This is a genomic window from Mycobacterium sp., assembly GCF_965229265.1.
Taxonomy (GTDB): domain Bacteria; phylum Actinomycetota; class Actinomycetes; order Mycobacteriales; family Mycobacteriaceae; genus Mycobacterium.
The window spans coordinates 442,065-463,788 of sequence record NZ_CBDDIY010000011.1; the positions used below are offsets into that span (position 1 = coordinate 442,065).

Sequence of the window (21,724 nt, forward strand, 5' to 3'; positions counted from 1 at the left end):
CAGGTGACGCTGGCCGCGGTGACCGAGGAGATCATCGGCCTGATCGAAGCCGAAACCGGCGTCGCCGGTCTCACGGCCGAATCTTCGCTGTCCGACGCCGGCATGGATTCAGCCCAGGTGCTCGCGCTGGTTTTCCGAATCGAAGCGCGCCACGACATCGAACTCGACGCCGAGGACGGCGACGACCTGCACACCATCGCAGATCTAGCGCGCCTGGCGCTGCGCCGCATCCAGGAGCGGACGTGACCGGCGCCGCCGCGATCCGACCCGCATTCGAGACCCTCACAACGATGCTCGACGCGGCCGCCCGCAGCGGTCAGGGCCTGACGTTCGTCGGCCGCGACGAGCGGGACCAGCCGATCTCGATGGACGACATCCGCACCCGCGCACACGGATTCGCCGCCGGGCTGCGCAACGCCGGGGTGGCCCCCGGCGACCGGGTCGCCCTGGTCCTGCCGACCGGCGTGGACTTCGTCGCCGGCTTCTTCGGGGTGCTCACCGCCGGTGCCATCCCGGTGCCGCTCTACCCGCCGGTGCGGCTCGGCAAGCTCGACGAGTACCGCCAGCGCACCACGGCCATGCTGGCGGCCGTCCAGGCCGCGGTGGTGGTCACCGAGGCGCGGATCAGCCCGCTGCTCGCGGACATACCGACTCGGCTGGGATGTCTGCTCGCCGCCGAGCTCGACGGGGTCGCTACCCCGGAGCTCACCGCGGCCCCCGACGACATCGCGCTGATCCAATTCTCCTCGGGCACAACCCACGACCCCAAACCGGTCGCGCTGACCCACCGCAATCTGCTCTACAACCTCGCCGCGATCGCCGACTACTTCGCCGGCGAGGGCCTGCCCGCCCCGGTCGGGGTCACCTGGCTGCCGCTGTATCACGACATGGGTTTGATCGGAAACCTGTTGACGGCGTTCTACCTTCCCCGCCCGCTGGTGCTGCTGCCACCCGAACTGTTTCTCGCGGTCCCGGCGGCGTGGCTGCGTGCTATCTCGCGTCACCGTGGAACGGTCACTGCCGCACCAAATTTCGCATTCGGTCTGTGCCTCAAGCGGATTCGCGACGAAGAACTGACCGGTGTCGACCTGAGCTCCTGGCGGCTGTGTCTCAACGGCGCCGAGGTGATCAGCGCCGACGTCCAGCGCCGATTCGGTGAACGCTTCGCGCGCTGGGGTTTCGACCCGGTGGCGTTCACCCCGGTCTACGGGCTGGCCGAAGCCTCACTGGCGGTGACGTTCAAGCCAGCCAACCGCCCCGTCACCACCCTCGGTGTGCGCCGGGAAACCCTGGCCGCCGGCGGTGTCGTCGAACCCGGCAGTACCGAATTGGTGAGCACCGGGCGGCCGCTGGCTGGGGTTGAGGTCGTGATCCGCGACACCGAGTCACAGCCGGTGCTCGACGATCGGGTGGGCCGCATCGTCGTCCGCGGCCCCAGCGTGATGGCCGGATACTTCGGTCGCCCCGACCTCACTTCGCAGGTGTTGCACGACGGCTGGCTGGACTGCGGTGACCTCGGATTCCTGCATGGCGGTGAGCTTTTCGTGTGCGGTCGCAGCAAGGAGACGGTGATCATCCGCGGCGCCAACCATGCCCCCCAGGATTTCGAGGAGGCGCTCGACGGGCTGACTGGGGTGCGCACCGGATGTGCGGTCGCGGTGGGCTACCTGCCCGCCGACACCGGGGAGGAGGCGCTGGCCATGCTCGTCGAGACCACCCCCGACGCACCCACCGGCCTGGCGGGCGACGTGGCGGCCCGGGTCCTGCAGCGCACGGGCATCGCCGTGCGCCACGTGGAGCTGCTGGCGCCGGGCACCCTGCCGCGGACTTCCAGCGGCAAGCTGCGCCGGCTCGAGGCCCGCGCACAGTGGCTGGCCGGAACCCTGTCGCCGCCGAAGGAGGCGCCGCTGCCGGGGAGGACACCCTGCTAGCCGGGATCGCGCGCCTGGCACTGCACGCCCCGCGGCGGATGATCGCGGTCGCGCTGCTCGTCATGCTCGGCACCGCCGCATTCGGTGTCCCGGTGGCGGGCCGGCTCTCCGCCGGCGGCCTGACCGACCCCGGCGCCCAGTCCTCCCGGGCGACGGCCCTGTTGGCGCAGACCTTCGCCCGCGGCGACATGCCGCTGCTGATCACAGTGTCCGCGCCCGGCGGGGTCACCGGCGCAGCGGCCCGGTCGGTGGGCACCCAGATCGCGCAGGCGCTGACCCGCTCACCGGCGGTGGCGACGGTGACCTCGCCCTGGACCGCCCCGCCGGCCGCGGCCGCGGCCCTGATCAGCACGGACGGCACCACCGGTGTGATCGTGGCCGGCATCACCGGCGGAGACAACGGCGCACCCAAGAACGCCGGCACGCTCATCGGCGAACTGGTCCACGACCGCGACGGGGTGACCGTGCGCGCCGGCGGCGAGGCGGTGCTGAAACTCCAGATCACCCAGCAGAGCCAGAAAGACCTGACGATCATGGAGGGCATCGCGATACCGCTGAGCTTCCTGGTGCTGGTCTGGGTGTTCGGCGGTCTGGTGGCCGCGGCGCTGCCGCTGGCCGTCGGCGGCATCGCGATCTTCGGGGCCATGGCGGTGCTGCACCTGGTCAGCTTCGCCACCGACGTCTCGATCTTCGCGCTCAACCTGGCCGTCGCGATGGGGCTGGCGCTGGCCATCGACTACACGCTGCTGCTGCTGAGCCGCTACCGCGACGAGTGCGCCGCCGGGGCGAGTCGCGACCAGGCGCTGCTGCGGACCATGACGGCGGCCGGGCGAACGGTGCTGTTCTCGGCCCTGACGGTGGCGTTGTCGATGGCGGCGATGGTGCTGTTCCCGATCTACGCGCTGAAGTCGTTCGCCTACGCCGGCACGGCCGTGGTCGCATTCGCCTGCCTGGCGGCGGTTTTTGTGACGCCGGCGGCGATCGTGTTGCTCGGCGACCGGCTGGACGCGGGGGATCTGCGGCGGTGGCTGCGGCGCCCGGTCACCGCGGTACGCCCGGTCGAGCAGACGCCGTGGTACCGGCTGGCCAGGGTCGTGATGCGCCGGGCCGTGCCGATCGCGGTGGGGGTCGTCGCCCTGCTGGTCGCCCTCGGCGCCCCGTTCGCCGACGCGAAATGGGGGGTTCCCGACGACCGGGTCCTGCCCCCGTCGAGTTCGGCGCACGTGGTCGGCGATCAGATGCGCACCCAGTTCGGCAGCGACCTCGCACTGAACCTGACCATGGTGCTCCCCGACATCACCGGAATCAGCCCCGCCGAACTCGACCGCTACGCGGCCGACCTGTCCCGGGTGGCCGACGTGGCGTCGGTGTCCGCCCCCGGCGCAACCTTCGTCGCCGGGCGCGCGGTCGGCCCGCCCTCGGCGCCGACGGCGATCACCGGCGGCCGAGCCTTTTTCACCGTCACCAGCACTGCGCCGCTGTACTCCCCGGCATCCGAATCCCAGCTCGACGGGTTGCACGCCGTGCCCCGGCCCGGCGGCCGCGACGTGCTGATCGCCGGCAGCGCCCAGGTGGACCGCGACACCGCCAATGCCATCGCGTCCCGGCTCGGCCCGGTGCTGGGCATCATCGCCGGGATCACCGTCGTACTGCTGTTCCTGATGACCGGCAGCATCATCGTCCCGCTGAAGGCGTTGCTGCTCAACGTCTTATCGCTGACCGCTGCGTTCGGCGCACTGGTGTGGATCTTCCAGGACGGCAACCTCGGTGCCCTCGGAACCACCGCGACCGGGACATTGGCCATCAGCATCCCGGTGCTGCTGTTCTGCATCGCCTTCGGTCTGTCGATGGACTACGAGGTGTTCCTGGTGTCCCGGATCCGCGAATACTGGCTGGCCAGTGCTCAGACGCCGGCCGACAACGACACCAGCGTCGCGCTCGGGCTGGCCCGCACCGCGCGGGTGATCACCGCCGCGGCGCTGATTATGGCCATCTCGTTTGCGGCGCTGTCCGGCGCGCAGGTGTCCTTCCTGCGGATGCTGGGGGTGGGCCTCACGCTGGCGGTGCTGGCCGACGCCACCCTGGTCCGCACGCTGCTGGTCCCGGCCTTCATGCATATGATGGGGCGGTTCAACTGGTGGGCACCCAAATCGCTGGTGCGCCTGCATGAACGGGTCGGAATCCGGGAGGCGCCCCATGCCTAGAGCCGCCATGGTCCCACCCGCGGGACTGGCCCGCGCCGTCGAGTGGATACGCCACCATCTGCTGCGGCTGCACCTGCGACTGCTGCCCGCGCCCATGGGCATGATGGAACTGATCGTCTCGGGCTGGCCGGCGCAGGCGATCACCGCCGCAGCCCAACTCGGCATCGCCGATGCGCTGGCCGACGGGCCGCTGCCGCTCGACGAGCTGGCGGCCCGGGTGGGGGCCGACCCCGACGCGCTGGGCCGGCTGCTGCGGGCGCTGATCGGCCGAGGTATCTTCCGCCGCCGCCGCGACGGCCGCTACGCCCTGAATTCCCTTGCCGCCACGCTGCGTTCGGATGCCGCGATCTCGCTGAAAGGTGCGGCGCTGTTTCAGGGATCGCAGGAGCAGCGCGAACGCTGGACCCTGCTGGCCGAGTCGGTCCGCACGGGTGAGTCGATCGTTCCGGCCTTGCGCGGCAAGGACGGGTTCGACTACCTCGCCGACATCCCCGAGCACGCCGACCTGTTCAACCAGACGATGACCAGCCTGGCCCAGATGACGCTGGCCGTCGTCGTCGGCAGCTACGACTTCGCCGCACACCGCACCATCGTCGACGTCGGCGGCGGGCAGGGCGCGATGCTGGCCGCCATCCTCACGTCCACGCCCGGCTCCCGGGGTGTTCTCTACGATCTGCCGACCGTCGTCGCCGGTGCGCCAGAGCTGTTGCGGCACAGCAATGTTTCCGACCGGGTGCGCATTGAGGAGGGCTCGTTCTTCGATGCGGTGCCGGCCGGCGGTGACGCCTACCTGCTCAAGAACATCATCCACGACTGGCCGGACGGCAAGGCGCTGCAGATCCTGCGCAATGTCCGCGCGGCGGCCAAGCCGGGCGCCACGCTGTTGCTGGTGGAAATGGTCGTTCTCGACAACGGCCGCGACGGTCCGGAGAACTGGGTGGATCTGGAGATGCTGCTGAACCTGGGAGCCCGGGAGCGCACCGCAGCAGAGTACCGGGACCTGTTGCGGAAGGCCGGGTTTCGGATGACCCGCGTGGTTCCGACGGCCTCCCCGCTGCGCGTGGTCGAGGCCATCGCCGACGAGACCGCGCCGGCCTGATGGACATCGCGACCATGCCGCGCGGCGGGTTCGACGCCTCCTGGCTGGACCGGCGGCTGCAGACCGACCGCCCCGAGTACCTCGATCGCGACGACGTCGATGACCGCATCAAACAACAGGTGATCCGCTCGCTGGACCGGATGGGTCGCCTCCTGCGGGATCACCAGCACATCGCCGCGCGCGCCCTGAGCCTGGTCGCCGACATCCCGGCGCCGCGAATCCTGGAACTGGGGGCGGGTCACGGCGCGTTGTCGCGTGCGCTGCTCGAGGTGCATCCCGGCGCCCAGGTCACGGTCACCGACATCGACCCGGTGTCGGTGGCGGCCCTGGCCGCCGGCGATCTGGGCAGCCACCCGCGCGCCGTCGTCCGGCACCTGGACGCCACCGCCATCGACGCCCGCGACCGCGGCTACGACCTGACGGTCTTCGCCCTGGCGTTCCATCACCTACGCCCGGCCCAGGCCGCCCGGGTGCTGGCCGAGGGGACGCGGGTGGCCGACCTGCTGATGGTGTGCGACATGCGCCGCCCGCCCGCGCCGCTGCACCTCCTGCGGCTGGCCTCGTTCCTGCCGTTCGCGCTCGTGCTGCCCTTCGCCCACGACGGGCTGATCAGCTCGCTGCGCAGCTACAGCCCCTCGGCGTTCCGCGCGCTGGCCGCCCACGCAGACCCGGCCATCACCGTCGAATTCAGCCGGCTGGGGCGCAATCAGGTGGTCGTCGCACGCCGACCCGACGCGACGGGCGGGCCGTGACGGGACTGTCGGCGGTGCCGGCCATCGGGCGGGCGGCCTGGGCCGGTATCGACCCGGAGGGCTTCTTCCGGCGCCATGCCCGCGACACCACGCCGTTCCCGGTGCGGTTCCCCGGGCTGGGCGAGGTGCTGTTCGTCTCGACCGTCGATGGCGCGCGCGACATCCTCACCGCGCCGGCCACCTTGTGCCGCGCGCCGCTGCCCAACCCGATCGAACCCGTTGTCGGAGAGCAGTCGTTGATTCTGTTGTCCGGCGAGGCGCATCGGCGGGTTCGCGGCCTCCTGGCGCCGCCGTTTCGCGGTGAACACGTCCGCGGCTACGTCGACCTGATCGCCGAGGCGAGCGCCCAGGCGATCGCGGCACTGCAACCGGGTGAGCAGATGCGGGTCACCCAAGCGGCCCAAGCGATCACGCTCGACGTGGTGATCCGGGTGGTGTTCGGCGTTACGGAGGGTTCTCGGCGCGCGCAGTTCGCCCGGGTGACCACCGACCTGCTGCACGCCGGCAGCGCGCCGCTGATGCTAGCGCCCTGGCTGCGCCGCGACATCGCCGGGCGGGGGCCGTGGGCTCGGCTGCTGGGATTGCGCGCACATCTGGATCGGCTGCTGTCTGAGCAGATCGACGAGCGCCGGCGCAGCGGCGAACAGGGCAGCGACGTGCTGGCGCTGATGCTCGAGGCCGACGACGAGACCCTCGGCGACGATGTGCTTCGTGATCAGTTGCGGACCATGCTCGCCGCTGGCCACGAAACCAGTGCGACGTCACTGGCGTGGGCCCTGTATCACCTGCACCGCGACAACGACATTCGCGCCCGGGTCCTCGACGAACTGGCGACGGCGACCACACCGGGGCAGATCGCCGCGCTGCCCTACCTCGGCGCGGTCATCCAGGAGACACTGCGTATGCACCCCACCGTGCCCATCGTGCTGCGCCGGCTCACCGGGCCGCTCACGGTGGCAGGTGTGCCTCGCCGCGCGGGCGACATCGTCGGAATCGCGCTGCCGGCATTGCATTTCAACCCCGAGGTGTGGGCGCACCCCGAACGCTTTGACCCCGACCGATTCCTGGATGGCAAACCCTCACCGTTCGAATACGCACCCTTCGGCGGCGGATTCCGCCGGTGCATCGGAGCGGCCTTCGCCCACCACGAACTCGCGGTGGCGGTCGGCACCATCCTGGCGAGCCTGGAGATGCGGCTGCCGGACGGCGAGCAGCGCCGCAAGCCGCCCCGCGCGGTGCTGCGCGGTATCGCCACCAAACCAAGCCGGGAGATCGTGCTGGACGTGATCGCCCGCCGCTAGCGGCGGCTCACTGGCGGTAGGTCGACAGGAACTGCCCGATCCGTTCGATGGTGGACACGAGGTCATCGGCGCGCGGCAGAGTCACGATCCGCACATGGTCGGGCGCAGGGTAATTGAGGCTGGTGCCGGGGACGATGTGAATCTTCTCCTGCAGCAACAGGTCCAGCACGAATTGCTCGTCGTCGCGGATCGGGTACACGCCCAGGTCGATCTTCGGGAACACGTACAGCGCCCCCTGCGGTTTGACGCAGGACACCCCGGGGATCGCGTTGAGGGCCGCCCAGGCGCGGTCCCGTTGATGGTGAAGTCTGTCCGCGGGCAGCCTCAGGTCGTCGACGGACTGGTCGGCCTCCAGGGCAACCCGGATCGCCTGCTGTCCAGGGACGTTCGCGCACCGGCGCAGCCCGGCCACCATCATCAGCCCTTCGAGATAGCTCGCGGCATGGTCGGTCGGGCCCGACACGGCCAGCCAGCCGGCGCGAAACCCGGCACAGCGGTACGCCTTCGACAGTCCGTTGAAGGTCAGGCAGAGCAGGTCCGGCGCCAGCGAGGCGGTGCTGGTGTGGGTGATGCCGTCGTAGAGGATCTTGTCGTAGATCTCATCCGAACAGACGATGAGGTTGTGCTCGCGGGCGACGGCGAGGATGCCGTTCAGCACCTCCGGCGGGTAGACCGCGCCGGTGGGGTTGTTCGGGTTGATGATGACGATCGCCCGGGTGCGCGCGGTGACCTTCGCGGCGATATCGGCGACATCGGGATACCAGTTCGAGGCTTCGTCGCACCGGTAGTGCACGGCACGCCCGCCGCTGAGGGTCACCGACGCCGTCCACACCGGGAAGTCCGGTGCCGGAACCAGGACCTCGTCACGGTACTCGAGCAGCGCGGTCATCGCCATCACGATCAGCTCGGAGGCACCGTTGCCGAGGAAGACGTGGTCGATGTCGACATCCGGGACGCCACGCTCCCGGTAGTAGCCGGCTACGGCGAACCGCGCGGACCGCAGGCCCTTGGGAGAGACGTAGCCGGCCGAGGCCGCCAGGCTGTCGGCGATCTCGCGGACCAATTCTGCTGGGGGCGCGAACCCGAACGGATGGGGATCCCCGGTGTCCAGGTGCACGACGTCGTGCCCTTCGGCCTCCAGGCGCGCCGCGTGTTCCGCGACCGACCCGGGGACCTCGTAGCGCAGGTGGGACAACCTGCTCGACCGTGCGAACTTCATCCGGTTCCTTCCAACGCAGAAAGCATCTCAGAAAGGTGCCCCGCTACCACCGGAAACGGCGTGCCCAGGCGCAGCCAGGGCCCTCACGATGGTTTACGCCGACCGCATCGGGGCTACGAAGCACCAATGACCGCCCCGCAGCTGTGGCGGACATGGGAAGGGAGGCACGAAGCCCCCGCCGTTCGCGGCCCGCGGCGCAACTGCCGGCGGTGATCGAGCCCGATCCCTCGGCCCGAAGGCTGACCAGCGATAACATCTACGACGCACAGTCATGCGATGCACGGGTCAGTTGTATCTGGGAGGTGGCTTGGCAGGCGATTGGCCGTTCGTTGCTCGATCGGCGGAGATAGATCTGGCGATCGCTGCCGTCGGCGATCCCCAGTTCAGGGGTGTGGTCTTCGTCGGTGAGGCCGGGGTCGGCAAGACCGCGCTCGCTCGCCGGTTGACCGAACACCTCGCCGGCCGCGGCAAGCGCACGCATTTCGTGCTCGGAACACAGACCTCCCGGGATGTTCCGCTGGCCGCGTTCGCGGGGATCGTCGAGATACCAGGCGCACTCGAACCGGTACGTCTGCTCGCCGCGGCCCACGATGCTCTGCGAGGAGGGGAAGACCTACTGCTGGTGGTGGACGACGCCCAGCTACTCGACCCGCTCTCGGCCATCGTTGTGCACCAGTTGGCGGTGCGGGGCACCGCCACGCTGATCGTCACCATCCGCGCCGGTACCGACGTCCCCGACGCCATCACCGCCCTGTGGAAGGACGGGTATCTGCGCCGCGTCGAGGTGACCGCCCTACCTCGCGCCGACACCGCGCGGTTGATCGCCGAAGCGCTTGGCGGTCCGGTGGCCGGCACGGTCGTCGACCAGTTTCATGCACTCTCGGAGGGCAATCCGCTGCTGGTGCGCGGCTTGGTGGAAGCCGCCACCAATGACGGCCTGCTGGTCAACGACACCGGGCGGTGGCGGCTCACCCGCTCGCCGCGGCTGGGTACTGACATTGACGAGCTGCTGGAATCACGGGTCCGCGCGCTGCCCGCCGCCGAACTGGAAGTGCTCGAGATCGTCTCTGCGGCGGAGGTTCTCGACTTCAGCGCTCTGCGCGCGCTGTGCGCCATCGACGCGATCAGCGCTGCCGAACAACACGGCGTCATCCACGTGGTCGGCGACGCATCGCACCCTCGCGTGCACGTGGCTCACCCGGTATTGGCCGACGTCGTGCGCGCCCGGTGCGGGGTGGTTCGGCTGCGACGGATCAACACGCTTCTGGCGCAGAACTTCTGGCCTCCGAGCGACGATCCCGACCAGGGTGCCGGCCGCGATCCGCGCCGGGTGATCGAGCTGGCCCGGCTGATGATCAACAGCGACATGACGCCGGATGTTGATCTGGTGATCGACGCCGCCGAGAGCGCGATGACGATGTCGAGTCTGGTGTTGGCAGAACAGCTAGCCCGATTCGCCTACGAGCACGGCGGTGGATTGCGGGCCGCGATCGCACTTGCCGACGCCTTGGCCTGGCAGGGGCTGAACGAGAAGGCCGAGGATCTGCTCGCCACGTTCGACCCGGATGACGAACTCATGGTCGTCCGGTGGGGTTGTGTACGAGCGACCAACCTGTTCTTCGGGTGCGGACGGCGGGCAGCCGCCGAGGATGTGCTGGCCACGGTCCGGGCCCGCGTCGCGACTCCGGCGCTGCGGTGCTTCGCCACCGCGGTCGAAGCGTCGATCTCCTACTTCGCCGGTGATCTGGATGCCGCCGAGGCGGCGAGTTCGGCCGTCATCGCCGACCCGGACGCTATGCCGATGGCGGTGCTGTGGGCGGCGGGCCCGGCGGCGGCGCTGGCCAACCTGCGCGGCCGGGCCGCCGACGTCGCGACGGCAGCCCGCCGAGGCGACGACGCCGCACGGCACTGTGCATCGGGGCCCCAGCAGTATGCGATCTCGTTGTCGGAAGTCCTCTCGGCGCTGAACCAGGGTGACATCCCTGCCGCCGAGAAGATCATCGAGCAAAAACGAGCCGTGGCGCACGGAGCCCCGCACCTGGAAGCGATCGTCGCGGCGATGACGGGCCGGGTCGAGCTGGCGGCCGGCCGGCCGCAGGCGGCCTGTGACTGGTTGCAACGGGCCCTGTCAGCGATGGTGTCGACCCTGTCCGGCGGGTGGGTGACGCTGGTTGCGACGTGGACCGTTCAGGCCGAGGCGTTGCGCGGTGACAGTGCGGCAGCCGCGGTGGCGCTGCGGATGGCTGAGGACACTTGGGGCCCCGCGACGGAGGTCTTCCTTCCGCTGCTGGAGCTGGCTAGGGGATATCACAGCGCGGGCATCGGTGCGATCGTCGCTGCCCGGGAGTCCATCGCCCGGGCGGTTCAGGCCGCCCGCCGTGCGGGCATGGTCGCCAGCGAACTGGAGGCGCTGCACACTGGTGTGCGGTTCGGCATGCCGCCGGACGTGGAGCGCTTCACATCGCTTGCCGCAGAGCTGAACACACCCGTCGCCGCGGCTGCCCTCGCGCACGCCGAAGCGGTCGTCGCCGGTGACGGCGACCGCCTGGACGCGGTGGCACAGCAGTGGGAGGCCCTCGGGATGGCGGCTCATGCCGCCGACACGTTCGCTGCGGCGGCCGCGGCGCATCGGGCTCGCGGCAATCGCAGTCAAGAACTGGAGTCGGCGAGCGGGGCGCACCGGCTGGCCAGCCGATTCGGCCTACATACCCCGGCGACGGCCAGCGGCGCCCCACCGCTGCCGCTGAGCGCCCGGGAGCGTCAGATCGCGGCCCTGGTCAACGGGGGGCTGTCCAACCGTCAGATCGCCGACGAGCTGGTGGTCTCGGTCCGCACCGTGGAAGGCCATCTGTACCGGATCTACGCCAAGCTCGGGATCAAAGACCGCGACCAGCTGGTCCAGCTCATCGGGAATGCCGGTCCGGCGGCGTGCTAGCGGTTCCGGAACCGTTCGACGGCCGGTCGGAGAACACCGGGTTCTCCACCGCTGGCGAGTTGTCGTCGGGCGGGGTAACCGGTTCGGTCTCGACCGGGTGAGAGAAGAGTTGCTGATCCATCGGGTGTCCTTTGTGTCGTAGTGCCCCCGACTGGGGCGTGGTTACTTATGCGCTTCGGGCGACGTCGCCACACATCGTCATGGGCAGTCGCTGGAGGGGATCGCAGAACGTGACCACCCGTGACACGCAGCGCGCCGACTCGACGGTCCACGCGACGTTGGCTGTGTGGCAGCGGTCGTCGATGTGGCACAGAGCTGAAAAGCCCGCGCAGTCAAAGAAAGTCACCTCGCACAGATCGAGAATCAGGCGCTGACAGTTGCCTGCCCGGCGAAACACGTACTCGGTGAACTGATCGGCGGTCGACATGTCGATGTGGCCGACCGCGCTGATCCGGACGTCAGTGGGGCTGAGCCATTCGGTGAAGAGCTGCAGCCGATTTCGTGTCTCGTGTTCGGCATTGACGGTCGGTCGTTCGGCACGGCTGGACATGGGCGAATCAGAAACGAAACAGGACATGGTGATAACTCCGTTTGAGTGATAGCACGGCGGAAAAGCGTGTGTGGGACGCGCCCGAGAAGGCTCGCATGGCGGGTGCTAGGCACACCGCGCGCCTGCGACGAATACCGCGGCTGGAAGGTCAACCTGGCTCAACAGTACACCTTGGGCATGGATAACCCTGCATACCGTGCAGCCGGGATTCGGCCAGGCGGTCGGGCCGTGGCGGCACACCTTACGGTGCGCGACACGTCAACCGTTGCGCCGCTTGCCATTCACCCGCTGGCCGGCCCCGGCGGATCGCTTCCGGCCCGAGCGTCATTGATGTTCGCTGGCATTGGTGAATCACCAGTTCAACGGATCTGGTTAGGTAGCTGCGCAGGATGGTGAGATTTCTGACGCGGATGGGTATAGAGGTTTCATGGCACTGAAGAGAATCTCCCTGACATCATTTTTCGTCGCCGGTGCTGCAGCGGCCGCCATTGCGGCGGCCCCGCTGGCCACGGCCGAGCCGGGCTGCGTCAATCCCGACGGCAGCCCCTGTCCGGTGGCCACCGCCGGCCCCGACGGGGCGTCGGGCAGCGTCCCCAACGGCCCGGGTGGAGCGGCCGGACCGGGCGGCGCGAGCGGGGCCATCCCCTACGGCCCGGCCGGGGAAGCCGGACCGGGTGGGGCCAGCGGGTCCATTCCGTACGGCCCGGGTGGCACGGCCGACGCCGGCGGCGCCAGCGGCGGCATCCCGAACGGGCCCAGCGGGTCGGCGGGCCCCGGCGGCGCCACCGGCTGCATCCCGTACGTGGGGTGTGCCTCGGTGGGATAGCCGGACGTCTCCCGTCGGCGGATCAGCCCGATCGGCTAGCGTCGGACTCGATGAATCCCGATCTGCGCCATGTGATCGCGTCGGCCCCGATGTTCGACGGGCTGGATGCGGCCAACGTGGACGTGCTGGCCGCGCAGAGCAGGCCGATCCTCCTGCCCTCGGGGCAGGTGCTGTTTCGGCGCGGCACCCCGTCAACGGGCTTCTACATGGTCACCGACGGCCGTATGCAACTCTCGGTGTCCAACTCCGAGGGTGTGGTGAAGGTACTTGAAATCCTCAGTCCGGGAAGCGCATTCGGGCACGCTGTGATGTTCCTGCGGGAGCCCTACCCGGTGGACGCCACCGCGCTGGCCGACTCGCACCTGGTCTTCGTCCCCGCGGAGGCCGTCGATCGCATTCTGGAGGGCGACCCGGCGATGGCGCGCCTCATGCTCGCCTCGATGGCGCGCCGGTTGCAGTCCAAGGTGCAGGACATCGCCATGTTGTCGTTGCAGTCGGCCGCGCAGCGCATCGTGGCCTACATGCTCGGTGCCGTCGGTGCCGGCTCCTACGATTTGGGCGGGGGAGCCGGCACCTCGACCAGCGGCGACATCCCCGCCCGCGCGACCAGCATTGAACTCCCGGCCCTCAAGCAGGTGCTGGCGTCCCGGCTGGGCATGACGCCGGAGACCTTCTCCCGCGCGATGCGGACTCTGTCCGCCGAAGGGCTGATCTTTGTGGACGGGTCGGTCGTCGAGATCGCCGACATTGGCGCCCTGGATGCCTGGGCCCGGCGACAATCAGTGCTGTGATCGGCGATACAGCGCCCGCTTGATATAGGTCAAAGCCACCGCCTCCGAGTCTGCCTAGCGTGAGCGACGTCAACAGCTCAACGCCGAGGAGACCCGAATGTTCTGCTACCAGTGCGAACAGACCGACCACACCCCGTCCCCCGATCGCCCCAACCTGCTGGCCTTCGGCTGCGCGGCCGGCCAAGGCAACTGCGGCAAAGACGCCACCACCGCGGCCCTGCAGGACGTCCTGGTGCACATCAACCTCGGCATCGGCCAGTACGCACAGCAGGCCCGCCAGCTGGGGGCGCCCGACGCGCAGTTCGCCGCGCACGCCGGCTTCGATCTGTTCACCACCCTGACGAACGTGAACTTCAACGCCACCCGGTTCATGTCACTGATCGCCGGTGCCGTGGAGATGCGCGAGCGCGCCAGGCTGGCCTACGAGGACGCCGCCCGGGCCGCCGGCGTGGTCCCCGACTCGGTGACCGGGCCGGCCCAGTTCACCCCGGCGCCAACGATTTCCGGTGTCGTCGCGCAGGCCAGCGAGGTCGGGGTGGATGCCGGATTACCAAGCCTCGGCGCCGACGTCGTGGGCTTGCGCAACCTCAACCTATACGGCCTCAAGGGGGTGTGCGCCTACGCCCACCACGCACACGCACTGGGATACCGCAGCGACGAGACCGATGCCGGCATCGAGGATGCGCTGGCATTCCTGGCCGGGCAACCCTCGGATGCCGACACGCTGCTGACGCATGCGCTCGAACTGGGATCGCTGAACTTCGCGGTGATGGAGTTGCTCGACGCCGCCAACACCGGCAGCTTCGGCAGCCCGGTACCGACTCAGGTGCGGGTCACGCCGGTGGCGGGAAAGGCGATCCTGGTCTCCGGCCACGATCTACACGACCTGGCCCGCATTCTTCAAGCCACCGAGGGCACCGGCATCAACGTCTACACCCACGGCGAGCTGCTGCCCGCCCACGGCTACCCCGAGCTGCACAAATATCGCCACCTGGTCGGCAATTACGGCGGGGCCTGGCAGGACCAGCAGCGGGACTTCACCGCCTTCCCCGGCCCGATCGTGATGACTTCCAACTGCCTGATCGAACCGCGGCCGGCCTACCGCAACCGCATCTTCACCACCGGCCCGGTCGGCTGGCCGGGCGTGCGGCACCTGGACACCACGGATCTGGCCCTCATGGTCAAGGCCGCGCAGGCCTTGCCGGGCTTCACCGCCGACGGGCCGGCCGAAACCGTCACCACCGGGTTCGCCCGCGAAGCCGTGCTCTCCGTCGCCGACACCGTGATCCAGGCCGTCAAGGACGGAGCCATCAAACGATTCCTGCTCATCGGTGGCTGCGACGGCGCCGCGCCGGGCCGCAACTACTACACCGAGGTCGCCGACAACGCCCCCGATGACACCGTGCTGCTGACGCTGGGCTGCAACAAGTTCCGCTTCAATACCCACGAATTCGGCGAGATCGGCGGTATCCCGAGGCTGCTCGACGTAGGCCAGTGCAACGACAGCTACTCGGCGGTGCAGATCGCCCTGGCCCTGGCCGGTGCGTTCGACTGCGAGGTCAACGACCTGCCGCTGAGCCTGTTCGTCTCCTGGTTCGAGCAGAAGGCCGCCGCGGTATTGCTCACCCTGCTGTCGCTGGGCATCCGCAACATCCGCCTCGGGCCGACGCTGCCGGCGTTCCTCACCCCGGCCGTGGTGGACATCCTGGTCGAGAAATTCGCGCTCAAGGCCATCGGCGATCCGGCGCAGGATCTGGCCGACGCCATGGCCGGTGCCTGATGACCGGGACGGTTACCGGGGTGGACACCTACGACGTCGTCCTGGTCACCAGCGACGGAGTGGAGTCGGTGGTCCACTGCGACCCGCACACCTCCGTCCTCGCAGCCGCTGAGGGGTCCGGCCTGGTGCTGAAGTCAGCCTGCCAGGCCGGTGGCTGCGGGGCGTGCTCGGCGGTGTTGTCGGGGGGCCGGGTCGAGATGGCCGACCATGACCCCGACGTCATGGAGACGCCCGAAGAACGCGGCGGAATCCTGTTGTGCCGCAGCTATCCACGCGGTGACTGCCGCATCGACCTGCCCTACACCCGCGATCAGGTGGTCACGGCCGGGCCGGCCGCGCACCGGGCACGGATTGCGGCGCTGGACCGAGTGGCCGACGGGGTGATGCGGGTGCGGCTGGTCCTACCGGATGGGTCCGCGGACTTCGAGTCCGGCCAGTTCGTGCGAATCACCGTACCGGGCACCAATATCCGGCGGGCGTACTCGCCGGCCAACGTTGCCAACTGGGACGGCGAGCTGGAGTTCTTCATCAGGCTGCTGCCCGGCGGGACCATGTCGGAATATCTGGCGGGGACGGCAACTGTCGGTGACGAGGTGACAGTGTCGGGGGCCAGCGGTGATTTCACGTTGGCCGAGAACGGCCTTCGGCCGCGTTGGTTCATCGCCGGCGGCACCGGCCTGTCGCCCCTGCTGTCGATGGTGCGCCGGATGGCCGAGTGGGGAGACCCGCAGCCGGCCCGGCTGTTCTTGGGGGTCACTCGGCGCACCGAGGTGTTCGCCCTGCAGGAACTGGCGGCGCTCGCCGACACCCTGCCCGGCTTTCGGGCCGAGGTCGTCGTGTGGCAGCCCGATCCCGAGTGGGCCGGCGTCACCGGCAACCCCGTCGATCGCGCCGCCGCCGAGGTGGCGACGCTCGCCGAATGGCCAGACGTGTACGTGTGCGGGCCGCCACCGATGGTGGAGGCCGCCTACGCAGCGCTCAGCTGCGTCGGTGTGCCGTCCGAACAGATCCATGCCGAACGATTCACCGCCGCGCAGTGACCGGCGAGGGTCAGAGCGTCAGGAATCGGTCGAAGCGCGAGTCGTACGCCTGCTGGCGGTCGGCCAGCTGCTGCGCGCGCTCGTCGGCTGTGACGTAGGTGGTGTCGGCCGGCAGCACCGACGGTAGGTCTTCGAGGCGCACCACGCGGGAGGTCACCGTCGGCGGACCGGCCTCGGGGTTGGTGTCGGGCAGCTGCCAGCGCACGAAGAGAGAGCCTTGGTCGATGCCCGAGGTGTCGACCCAGTTCGCCACTCCAGGATCGGTGTTGGAGATCACCAGCGTGTAGGAGCCGTCGGCATTTTGCACAGCCTGCGACGAGTTCAGGCTGCTCTGGTGGTTGCGGTAGTCCGGGGTGATCGTCCATGCGTCGGTGACCGGCGTGGTGAAGTAGCCGGCGTCGCCGAGCGTGACGGTGACCACCATGGCCTCGTCGTCGGCGAGATGGAAGAGGGTCGAACTCTGGCGCTGCGTCGTCAAGGTCCCGAAGGTGTGGGTCGGTGCGCCCAGCGAGTTGACCGGCTGGATGAACGGCAGCAGCATGAGGCCGTAGAGCCCGAGACCCGAGGTCAGTGCTAGCGAGAATGCCCCCTCGACCAACTGGCCGTAGGTCCTGGCGGCCGGAACCGGCGGGCCGTCGACCCGGACCACCGACAACTCGACCGGGGAGTCGGTCCACTGTCCTAGCGTGTCGCGGATGAACACCTGCTGGGCATCGGGGGTCAGGTGCAGATGGTTGGGGGCGCCGTCGTCGGCAGCGGAGTTCACCGTGATGGTGAAGGTGCCGTCGTCGTTGACCACCAAGTCGTGCAGGCCGATGTTGTCCACCGAATTGGTGACATTGGGATCGGTGTAGACCGAGAAGTTCAGGTCGGCGGGTGGGTCGCCAACGAACCTGCCGGTGATCACGTACGAGGAATCTCCACTGACCGGGATGGTTCGATACACCGAGTCCGGATTGTCATAGGCCCAGCGTCCGCCCGCAATGTCGAGCGAACCCCATGCGTGCGAGGGGATTTCGTATGTCAGGATCTTCGGTCGGGCGGGGTCGGTGTTCACTGTCCGCATGGCGACGCCGAAGATGAACTCGTCGAGGGCCTGGTTCAACCGGGTGACGTTGCCGGCGTCGAGTCCGCCGGCCGGCAGATATTTCAATGCCCCCAACGCGAACCACCACGGCCGCAAGACGTCCTTGACCAGCTGCATCTGAGGTGCATTCGCGATCTGTGACGCCAGCGCCTCCATCTGCAGCTGGTCCGGTGGGACGGCGGAGCCGGGCTCGAGGGTCACACTGACCTGGGCCTGGCCAGCCGTCGGATCTGAATTGAAGAGTGCGGGAAGATTCACGTGCAACGGGCTGCCGGCCTGGTCGCCCACCCGGACGGTGAACGTGTCGGTGCCACCGGCGGTGGCGAAATCGCTGTTGGGAACGTAGGAGAACGTGCCGTCGGCCTTGATCACCACGCTGCCGTGGGCGGGTGCCACTGCCAACACATAGGAGATGTGGTCGCCTTCGGCGTCGGCGGCATTGAGATTGCCGTTAACGACGCCATACTCGGAGGCGGTGTTCTGGGTCGGGTCGAAGGCTGTGGTGGGTGCGGCGTTGAAGAACGTGTAGTCGACCTGGCGACGTACCCACTGAGCCGCCGCCGCCAGGACAGCCTGCGGATCAGGAAGGCTCGGAACGCCGCCCGGGAGGGTGACGGCGGCGGACGCGGTCGCCTCGGCCGTGCTCAGCGATTGCGTCTCAGCGACGGTGGCCTTTGCGGAATGGACCGTGCGGGCGGCGCCGTTACGCCGAGTTGTGCCGCTGGATGTGCTAGCTGCGTCGCTGGAGACGCGCGCTGCCCCGCTGGAAGCAGCAGAGCGCTTGGTCGCCCGTGGCCGCGCCGATGAGGCATGCGAGGTGCGTGAGTTCGACGAGGACGAGTGCGACGTCGCTGAGGTCTGGGACGCTGCGTCAGTGCTGTCGGCGGACGCAACGGCCGGCGTCAGCACCGTTCCGATACCCAAGAACAGCGCTAGCGCACCGACCCTCCCGACAAACCGACCGTAGCCGGGCGAATGGGGATGACCGATACGCAAGCTCATGGATGCTCCTCGTACACGCCGTCGTGTTTAGGTTACGCGGCGTAGCGTAGCGTAAGTCGCGCGCGAGAATGCGGCTTTGCTGGCGGTTGCGCCTTTAGGCCCAACGGTTCTCGCTCACGAATTCGCCAATTGGTCTGCCGAACGTCCACTCGTCGATCTCCAGCGCGGGGCGGTCGGGAAAATCCGGAACCGGGCCCAGGCACAGGATCGCCACCGGTTCGGCGCCGGCGGGCATCTCCAGGATTTCGGCCAGGGCCCGCGGATCGAAGATCGACACCCAGCCCATTCCGAGTCCCTCCGCTCGGGCGGCCAGCCACAGGTTCTGGATGGCGCACGACACCGACGCCAAGTCCATGTGCGGCATCGTCCGCCGGCCGAAGACGTGCGCGTCCCGTCCGTCGCCGAGCGCCACGACCAGGAGCTCCGCGCACTCGAGAACGCCTTCCACCTTCAGCGCCAGGAACTCCTCGGCCCGCGCGCCCAGCGCGTCGGCGGTCTGCCGCCGTTCCTCGTCGACCAGCGCGTGGATCCTGCGCCGTAGGGCCCCGTCGGTGACGCGGATGAACCGCCACGGCTGCATCAGCCCCACGCTGGGCGCGGCGTGCGCGGCCGCGAGCAGCCTGGCCAGCATCGCCTCGGACACCGTCGTCGCGGGGGTGAACCGGCGCATGTCGCGGCGTTCGTTGATCACGCGGTATACCGCGCGGCGTTCATCGGCGGTGAACGCGTGGTCGGTCACCGGGTCATCCTAGAGAGAGGCACGGTGCGATAACGACGTGCCCGGTCCGGCCGTTCGGTCGCTGCTCAGGGGCTAATCTGAGGAACCCGGTGCGGCAGTGCCGCCGCACGGACTACAGGAGTGGTCATGTCAGCGTCCCGAGCGGCCGTCATCAACGGCCCCAAGCTGCCCCGTAGCCGAACCGTCGACGTTCGTGCCGCCGATGGCACCCGCCTGCACACCGAGGTGTTCGGGCCTGAGGACGGCTATCCGATCGTGCTGGCGCACGGCATCACCTGCGCCATTCGGGTATGGCACGAGCAGATCAACGACCTGTCCCGCGATTACCGGGTGATCGCCTACGACCACCGCGGGCACGGGCGCAGCGGATTGCCGCCGCGGATGGGCTACAGCCTGGGCCACCTGGCCGGCGACCTGGATGCGGTGTTGACAGCCACGCTGCGGCCGGGGGAGCGGGCGGTCATCGCCGGACATTCGATGGGCGGCATCGCGATCAGTTCCTGGGCCGACCGCTACCGCCACCGGGTCGCGCACCGCGCCGACGCCGTCGCGCTGATCAACACGACCACCGGCGACCTGCTCGACGAGATCAACCTGCTGCGGGTGCCGCCGCTGCTGGCCGGCGGCCGGGCGCTGGCCGCGCGCCGGATGATTCAGGCACTCGGTGGTGCACCGCTGTTCCGTGGGGCCCAGCCCGGCAGCCGGTGGTTCGTGGCGATGATGGCCGTCGGCGCCGAGGCCGACCCGTCGGTCGCGGACTTCATCCATGATCTGTTCGCCGCTACCCCGGCGGCCGGCCGGGGCGCATGGGCGCGGGTGTTGGTCGAGGAGATGGGGCCGCGCCACATCGACCTGACCGGGTTGACCGTGCCCACCCTGGTTATCGGCAGCACCAAGGACCGGTTGCTGCCGATGTGTCAGGCCCGCAAGATCGCCGCGGCTGCGCCCAATCTGGTTGAGCTGGTGGAGATGCCGGGCGGGCACTGCGCGATCCTGGAACACCCCGAGGCCGTCAACGGGCATCTGCGCGCACTGGTCGACTCGGTGGCCGCCGCGCGGCGCATCAGTTCCTGAGGGTCGCGGCGACTTCCGCCGCGGCGCGCTGACCGGAGCGCACGGCACCGTCGAGGAATCCGGTCCACTCGTCGGCGGTTTCGGTCCCGGCCCAGTGCAGCGGGCCCACCGGCTTGCGTAGTAGTGGCCCGAACTCGGTCCACGACCCGGGCGGTACCGCAGCGGTGGGGCCACCGGGCGCGAACGGCTCGGCCCCCCAGCAGTGGTCCAGGTATTCGGTCGGGTTCTCGGCGTCGGGGCCGAACAATGCGGTGAAACCGGCGAGTGCCTGCTGGCGGCGTTGCTCGGGGGGCAGCGCGTCGAACCCGCGCGAGTCGACGAATCCGAGCAGGATGCCCGGCCCGTCGGCACCGGGGCTCACGTCGAAGGTGATGAAGACCGGCCCCTGGTCGGACAGGGCCTGCCCGGACAGCCCCCGGTCGCGCCAGAATGGCCGGGGATAGGCGGCGTAGGCCTTGCTCAGGGCGCCCTGCGGCCAGCGCTGCGCCAGTTGCTGATAGCCGATCGGCGGTGGCGGGGCGATGTCGACGCCCTGCCGGTGTGCCGGCGGGACCGCGATGATCGCGCGGCGCGCCTCGACCACTCCGCTCGACGAGGTGACCGCGACCGCGTCCGAAGACCATTCGATCCGCGAGACCACCGAGTTCAACCGCACCCGGTCACCTAGCTCGGCGGCAATCTTGTCGGCAATCTGCTGAGTGCCGCCGGGGAAGTGGTCCTGCTGTGCACCACCGACGACGTCGAGCATGCGGTTCAGGCCGCCGGCGGCCTTCATGTAGCGCAGGACGTGCAGCATCGACACGTCGTCGGGTTCGGCGCCCCAGGTCACCCGTGACATGACGGCCAGCAGGTCTCGGGAGGCGGCCGAGGCGCCGACCGAACGCAACCAGCCCCCCAGCGTCGTGCCGTCGAGCCGCTTGGCGTTAGGTGCCGTCCACGGCTGGGTGATATCGACGCCGCGGGAAAGCCGCTCGACCTGCCATTGGATCCGCGCGATGTCGAGCAGGCTCAGCAGCGACAGCTTCGGGATGGTGCCGCGGTAGGACCGCACCTTGCCGCGCCACCTGATCAGATTGGCGCCCTGGTAGTAGGTCGGCTCGGTGGGACAGTCGAGTTCGGCGGCCAGCGCCAGCACCGCGTTCTGGGTGGGGCCGACGAAGGTGCCGCCGAGGTCGACGGGGACACCGGCCAGCGTGGTCGTGCTCGACCGTCCGCCGACTCGGTCGCGGCCCTCGAGTACCACGGTCTGCAGGCCGTTCTTGGTCAGTTCACGAGCGGCGGCCAGGCCCGCGAAGCCCGCACCGATCACCACGACGTCGTAGGACATGCCGACATCCTTACCACTTCGGTGTGCGAACGTGCGCCTATCGCTCGTCAGCACGCCCAAGTCGGGC

The 21,724-nt window shown here is 69.3% G+C and carries 17 protein-coding genes; 12 read left to right on the plus strand and 5 right to left on the minus strand.

All coding sequences use genetic code 11. The annotated features are described in order from the left end of the window. The first annotated feature begins 18 nt into the window (after window positions 1–18). The 6 genes from ADBZ9K_RS14610 to ADBZ9K_RS14635 are packed head-to-tail and all read left to right on the plus strand — an operon-like array spanning window position 19 to window position 7,287. Window positions 19–246 (plus strand): acyl carrier protein, encoded by a 228-nt coding sequence (locus ADBZ9K_RS14610; RefSeq protein WP_526621651.1) that lies wholly within the window; start codon window positions 19–21, stop codon window positions 244–246. After that, a complete protein-coding gene (locus ADBZ9K_RS14615) occupies window positions 243–1,931 on the plus strand; it encodes an AMP-binding protein (RefSeq protein ID WP_526621653.1) in 1,689 nt (562 codons plus the stop codon). Before ADBZ9K_RS14610 ends, ADBZ9K_RS14615 begins: the two co-directional genes overlap by 4 nt. Then, a complete protein-coding gene (locus ADBZ9K_RS14620; protein WP_526622652.1) occupies window positions 1,925–4,135 on the plus strand; it encodes an MMPL family transporter in 2,211 nt (736 codons plus the stop codon). Before ADBZ9K_RS14615 ends, ADBZ9K_RS14620 begins: the two co-directional genes overlap by 7 nt. Continuing rightward, entirely contained in the window at window positions 4,128–5,234 is a 1,107-nt protein-coding gene (locus ADBZ9K_RS14625; RefSeq protein ID WP_526621654.1) for a methyltransferase, read from the plus strand. Before ADBZ9K_RS14620 ends, ADBZ9K_RS14625 begins: the two co-directional genes overlap by 8 nt. Then, window positions 5,234–5,986: a class I SAM-dependent methyltransferase gene (locus ADBZ9K_RS14630; protein WP_526621656.1), complete on the plus strand. Its 753-nt coding sequence runs from the start codon at window positions 5,234–5,236 to the stop codon at window positions 5,984–5,986. The genes ADBZ9K_RS14625 and ADBZ9K_RS14630 overlap by 1 nt, the downstream gene beginning before the upstream one ends. Then, complete coding sequence (locus ADBZ9K_RS14635; RefSeq protein ID WP_526621657.1) at window positions 5,983–7,287, plus strand: cytochrome P450; 1,305 nt, start codon at window positions 5,983–5,985, stop codon at window positions 7,285–7,287. Before ADBZ9K_RS14630 ends, ADBZ9K_RS14635 begins: the two co-directional genes overlap by 4 nt. Before the next feature lie 7 nt (window positions 7,288–7,294). Here ADBZ9K_RS14635 and ADBZ9K_RS14640 read toward each other — a convergent pair whose 3' ends face one another. Then, window positions 7,295–8,506 (minus strand): pyridoxal phosphate-dependent aminotransferase, encoded by a 1,212-nt coding sequence (locus ADBZ9K_RS14640; RefSeq protein WP_526621659.1) that lies wholly within the window; start codon window positions 8,504–8,506, stop codon window positions 7,295–7,297. A gap of 307 nt (window positions 8,507–8,813) precedes the next feature. On the opposite strand from ADBZ9K_RS14640, the gene ADBZ9K_RS14645 reads away from it, so the two are divergent. Then, window positions 8,814–11,441, plus strand: a complete 2,628-nt coding sequence (locus ADBZ9K_RS14645) for a helix-turn-helix transcriptional regulator (protein ID WP_526621661.1) — start codon at window positions 8,814–8,816, stop codon at window positions 11,439–11,441. Window positions 11,442–11,607: 166 nt separating this feature from the next. On the opposite strand, the gene ADBZ9K_RS14650 is transcribed toward ADBZ9K_RS14645, so the two are convergent. Then, the gene (locus ADBZ9K_RS14650) at window positions 11,608–11,991 is read right to left on the minus strand and encodes an STAS domain-containing protein (RefSeq protein WP_526621662.1); all 384 of its coding nucleotides are present in this window, start codon (window positions 11,989–11,991) and stop codon (window positions 11,608–11,610) included. Window positions 11,992–12,418: 427 nt separating this feature from the next. On the opposite strand from ADBZ9K_RS14650, the gene ADBZ9K_RS14655 reads away from it, so the two are divergent. The 4 genes from ADBZ9K_RS14655 to ADBZ9K_RS14670 all read left to right on the plus strand — a co-directional run bounded on the left by ADBZ9K_RS14655 (window position 12,419) and on the right by ADBZ9K_RS14670 (window position 16,428). After that, complete coding sequence (locus tag ADBZ9K_RS14655; protein WP_526621664.1) at window positions 12,419–12,817, plus strand: hypothetical protein; 399 nt, start codon at window positions 12,419–12,421, stop codon at window positions 12,815–12,817. A gap of 50 nt (window positions 12,818–12,867) precedes the next feature. Beyond that, window positions 12,868–13,608: a Crp/Fnr family transcriptional regulator gene (locus tag ADBZ9K_RS14660; RefSeq protein ID WP_526621666.1), complete on the plus strand. Its 741-nt coding sequence runs from the start codon at window positions 12,868–12,870 to the stop codon at window positions 13,606–13,608. 97 nt (window positions 13,609–13,705) lie between these two features. Next, the gene (hcp, locus tag ADBZ9K_RS14665; RefSeq protein WP_526621668.1) at window positions 13,706–15,388 is read left to right on the plus strand and encodes a hydroxylamine reductase; all 1,683 of its coding nucleotides are present in this window, start codon (window positions 13,706–13,708) and stop codon (window positions 15,386–15,388) included. After that, complete coding sequence (locus ADBZ9K_RS14670) at window positions 15,388–16,428, plus strand: FAD-binding oxidoreductase (RefSeq protein ID WP_526621670.1); 1,041 nt, start codon at window positions 15,388–15,390, stop codon at window positions 16,426–16,428. Before hcp ends, ADBZ9K_RS14670 begins: the two co-directional genes overlap by 1 nt. Before the next feature lie 10 nt (window positions 16,429–16,438). On the opposite strand, the gene ADBZ9K_RS14675 is transcribed toward ADBZ9K_RS14670, so the two are convergent. Both ADBZ9K_RS14675 and bluB read right to left on the minus strand, forming a co-directional pair. Continuing rightward, window positions 16,439–18,517, minus strand: a complete 2,079-nt coding sequence (locus ADBZ9K_RS14675; RefSeq protein WP_526621672.1) for a cadherin-like domain-containing protein — start codon at window positions 18,515–18,517, stop codon at window positions 16,439–16,441. 94 nt (window positions 18,518–18,611) lie between these two features. Further along, window positions 18,612–19,256: a 5,6-dimethylbenzimidazole synthase gene (bluB, locus tag ADBZ9K_RS14680; RefSeq protein ID WP_526621674.1), complete on the minus strand. Its 645-nt coding sequence runs from the start codon at window positions 19,254–19,256 to the stop codon at window positions 18,612–18,614. 126 nt (window positions 19,257–19,382) lie between these two features. Here bluB and ADBZ9K_RS14685 point away from each other — a divergent pair, with 126 nt between their 5' ends. Continuing rightward, the gene (locus ADBZ9K_RS14685; protein WP_526621676.1) at window positions 19,383–20,330 is read left to right on the plus strand and encodes an alpha/beta fold hydrolase; all 948 of its coding nucleotides are present in this window, start codon (window positions 19,383–19,385) and stop codon (window positions 20,328–20,330) included. Here the strand turns inward: ADBZ9K_RS14685 and ADBZ9K_RS14690 are convergent. Next, window positions 20,320–21,657 carry a flavin monoamine oxidase family protein gene (locus ADBZ9K_RS14690; RefSeq protein WP_526621678.1) on the minus strand — a complete coding sequence of 446 codons (1,338 nt, stop codon included), beginning with the start codon at window positions 21,655–21,657 and terminating at the stop codon, window positions 20,320–20,322. The genes ADBZ9K_RS14685 and ADBZ9K_RS14690 overlap by 11 nt on opposite strands. Window positions 21,658–21,724: the final 67 nt, after the last annotated feature.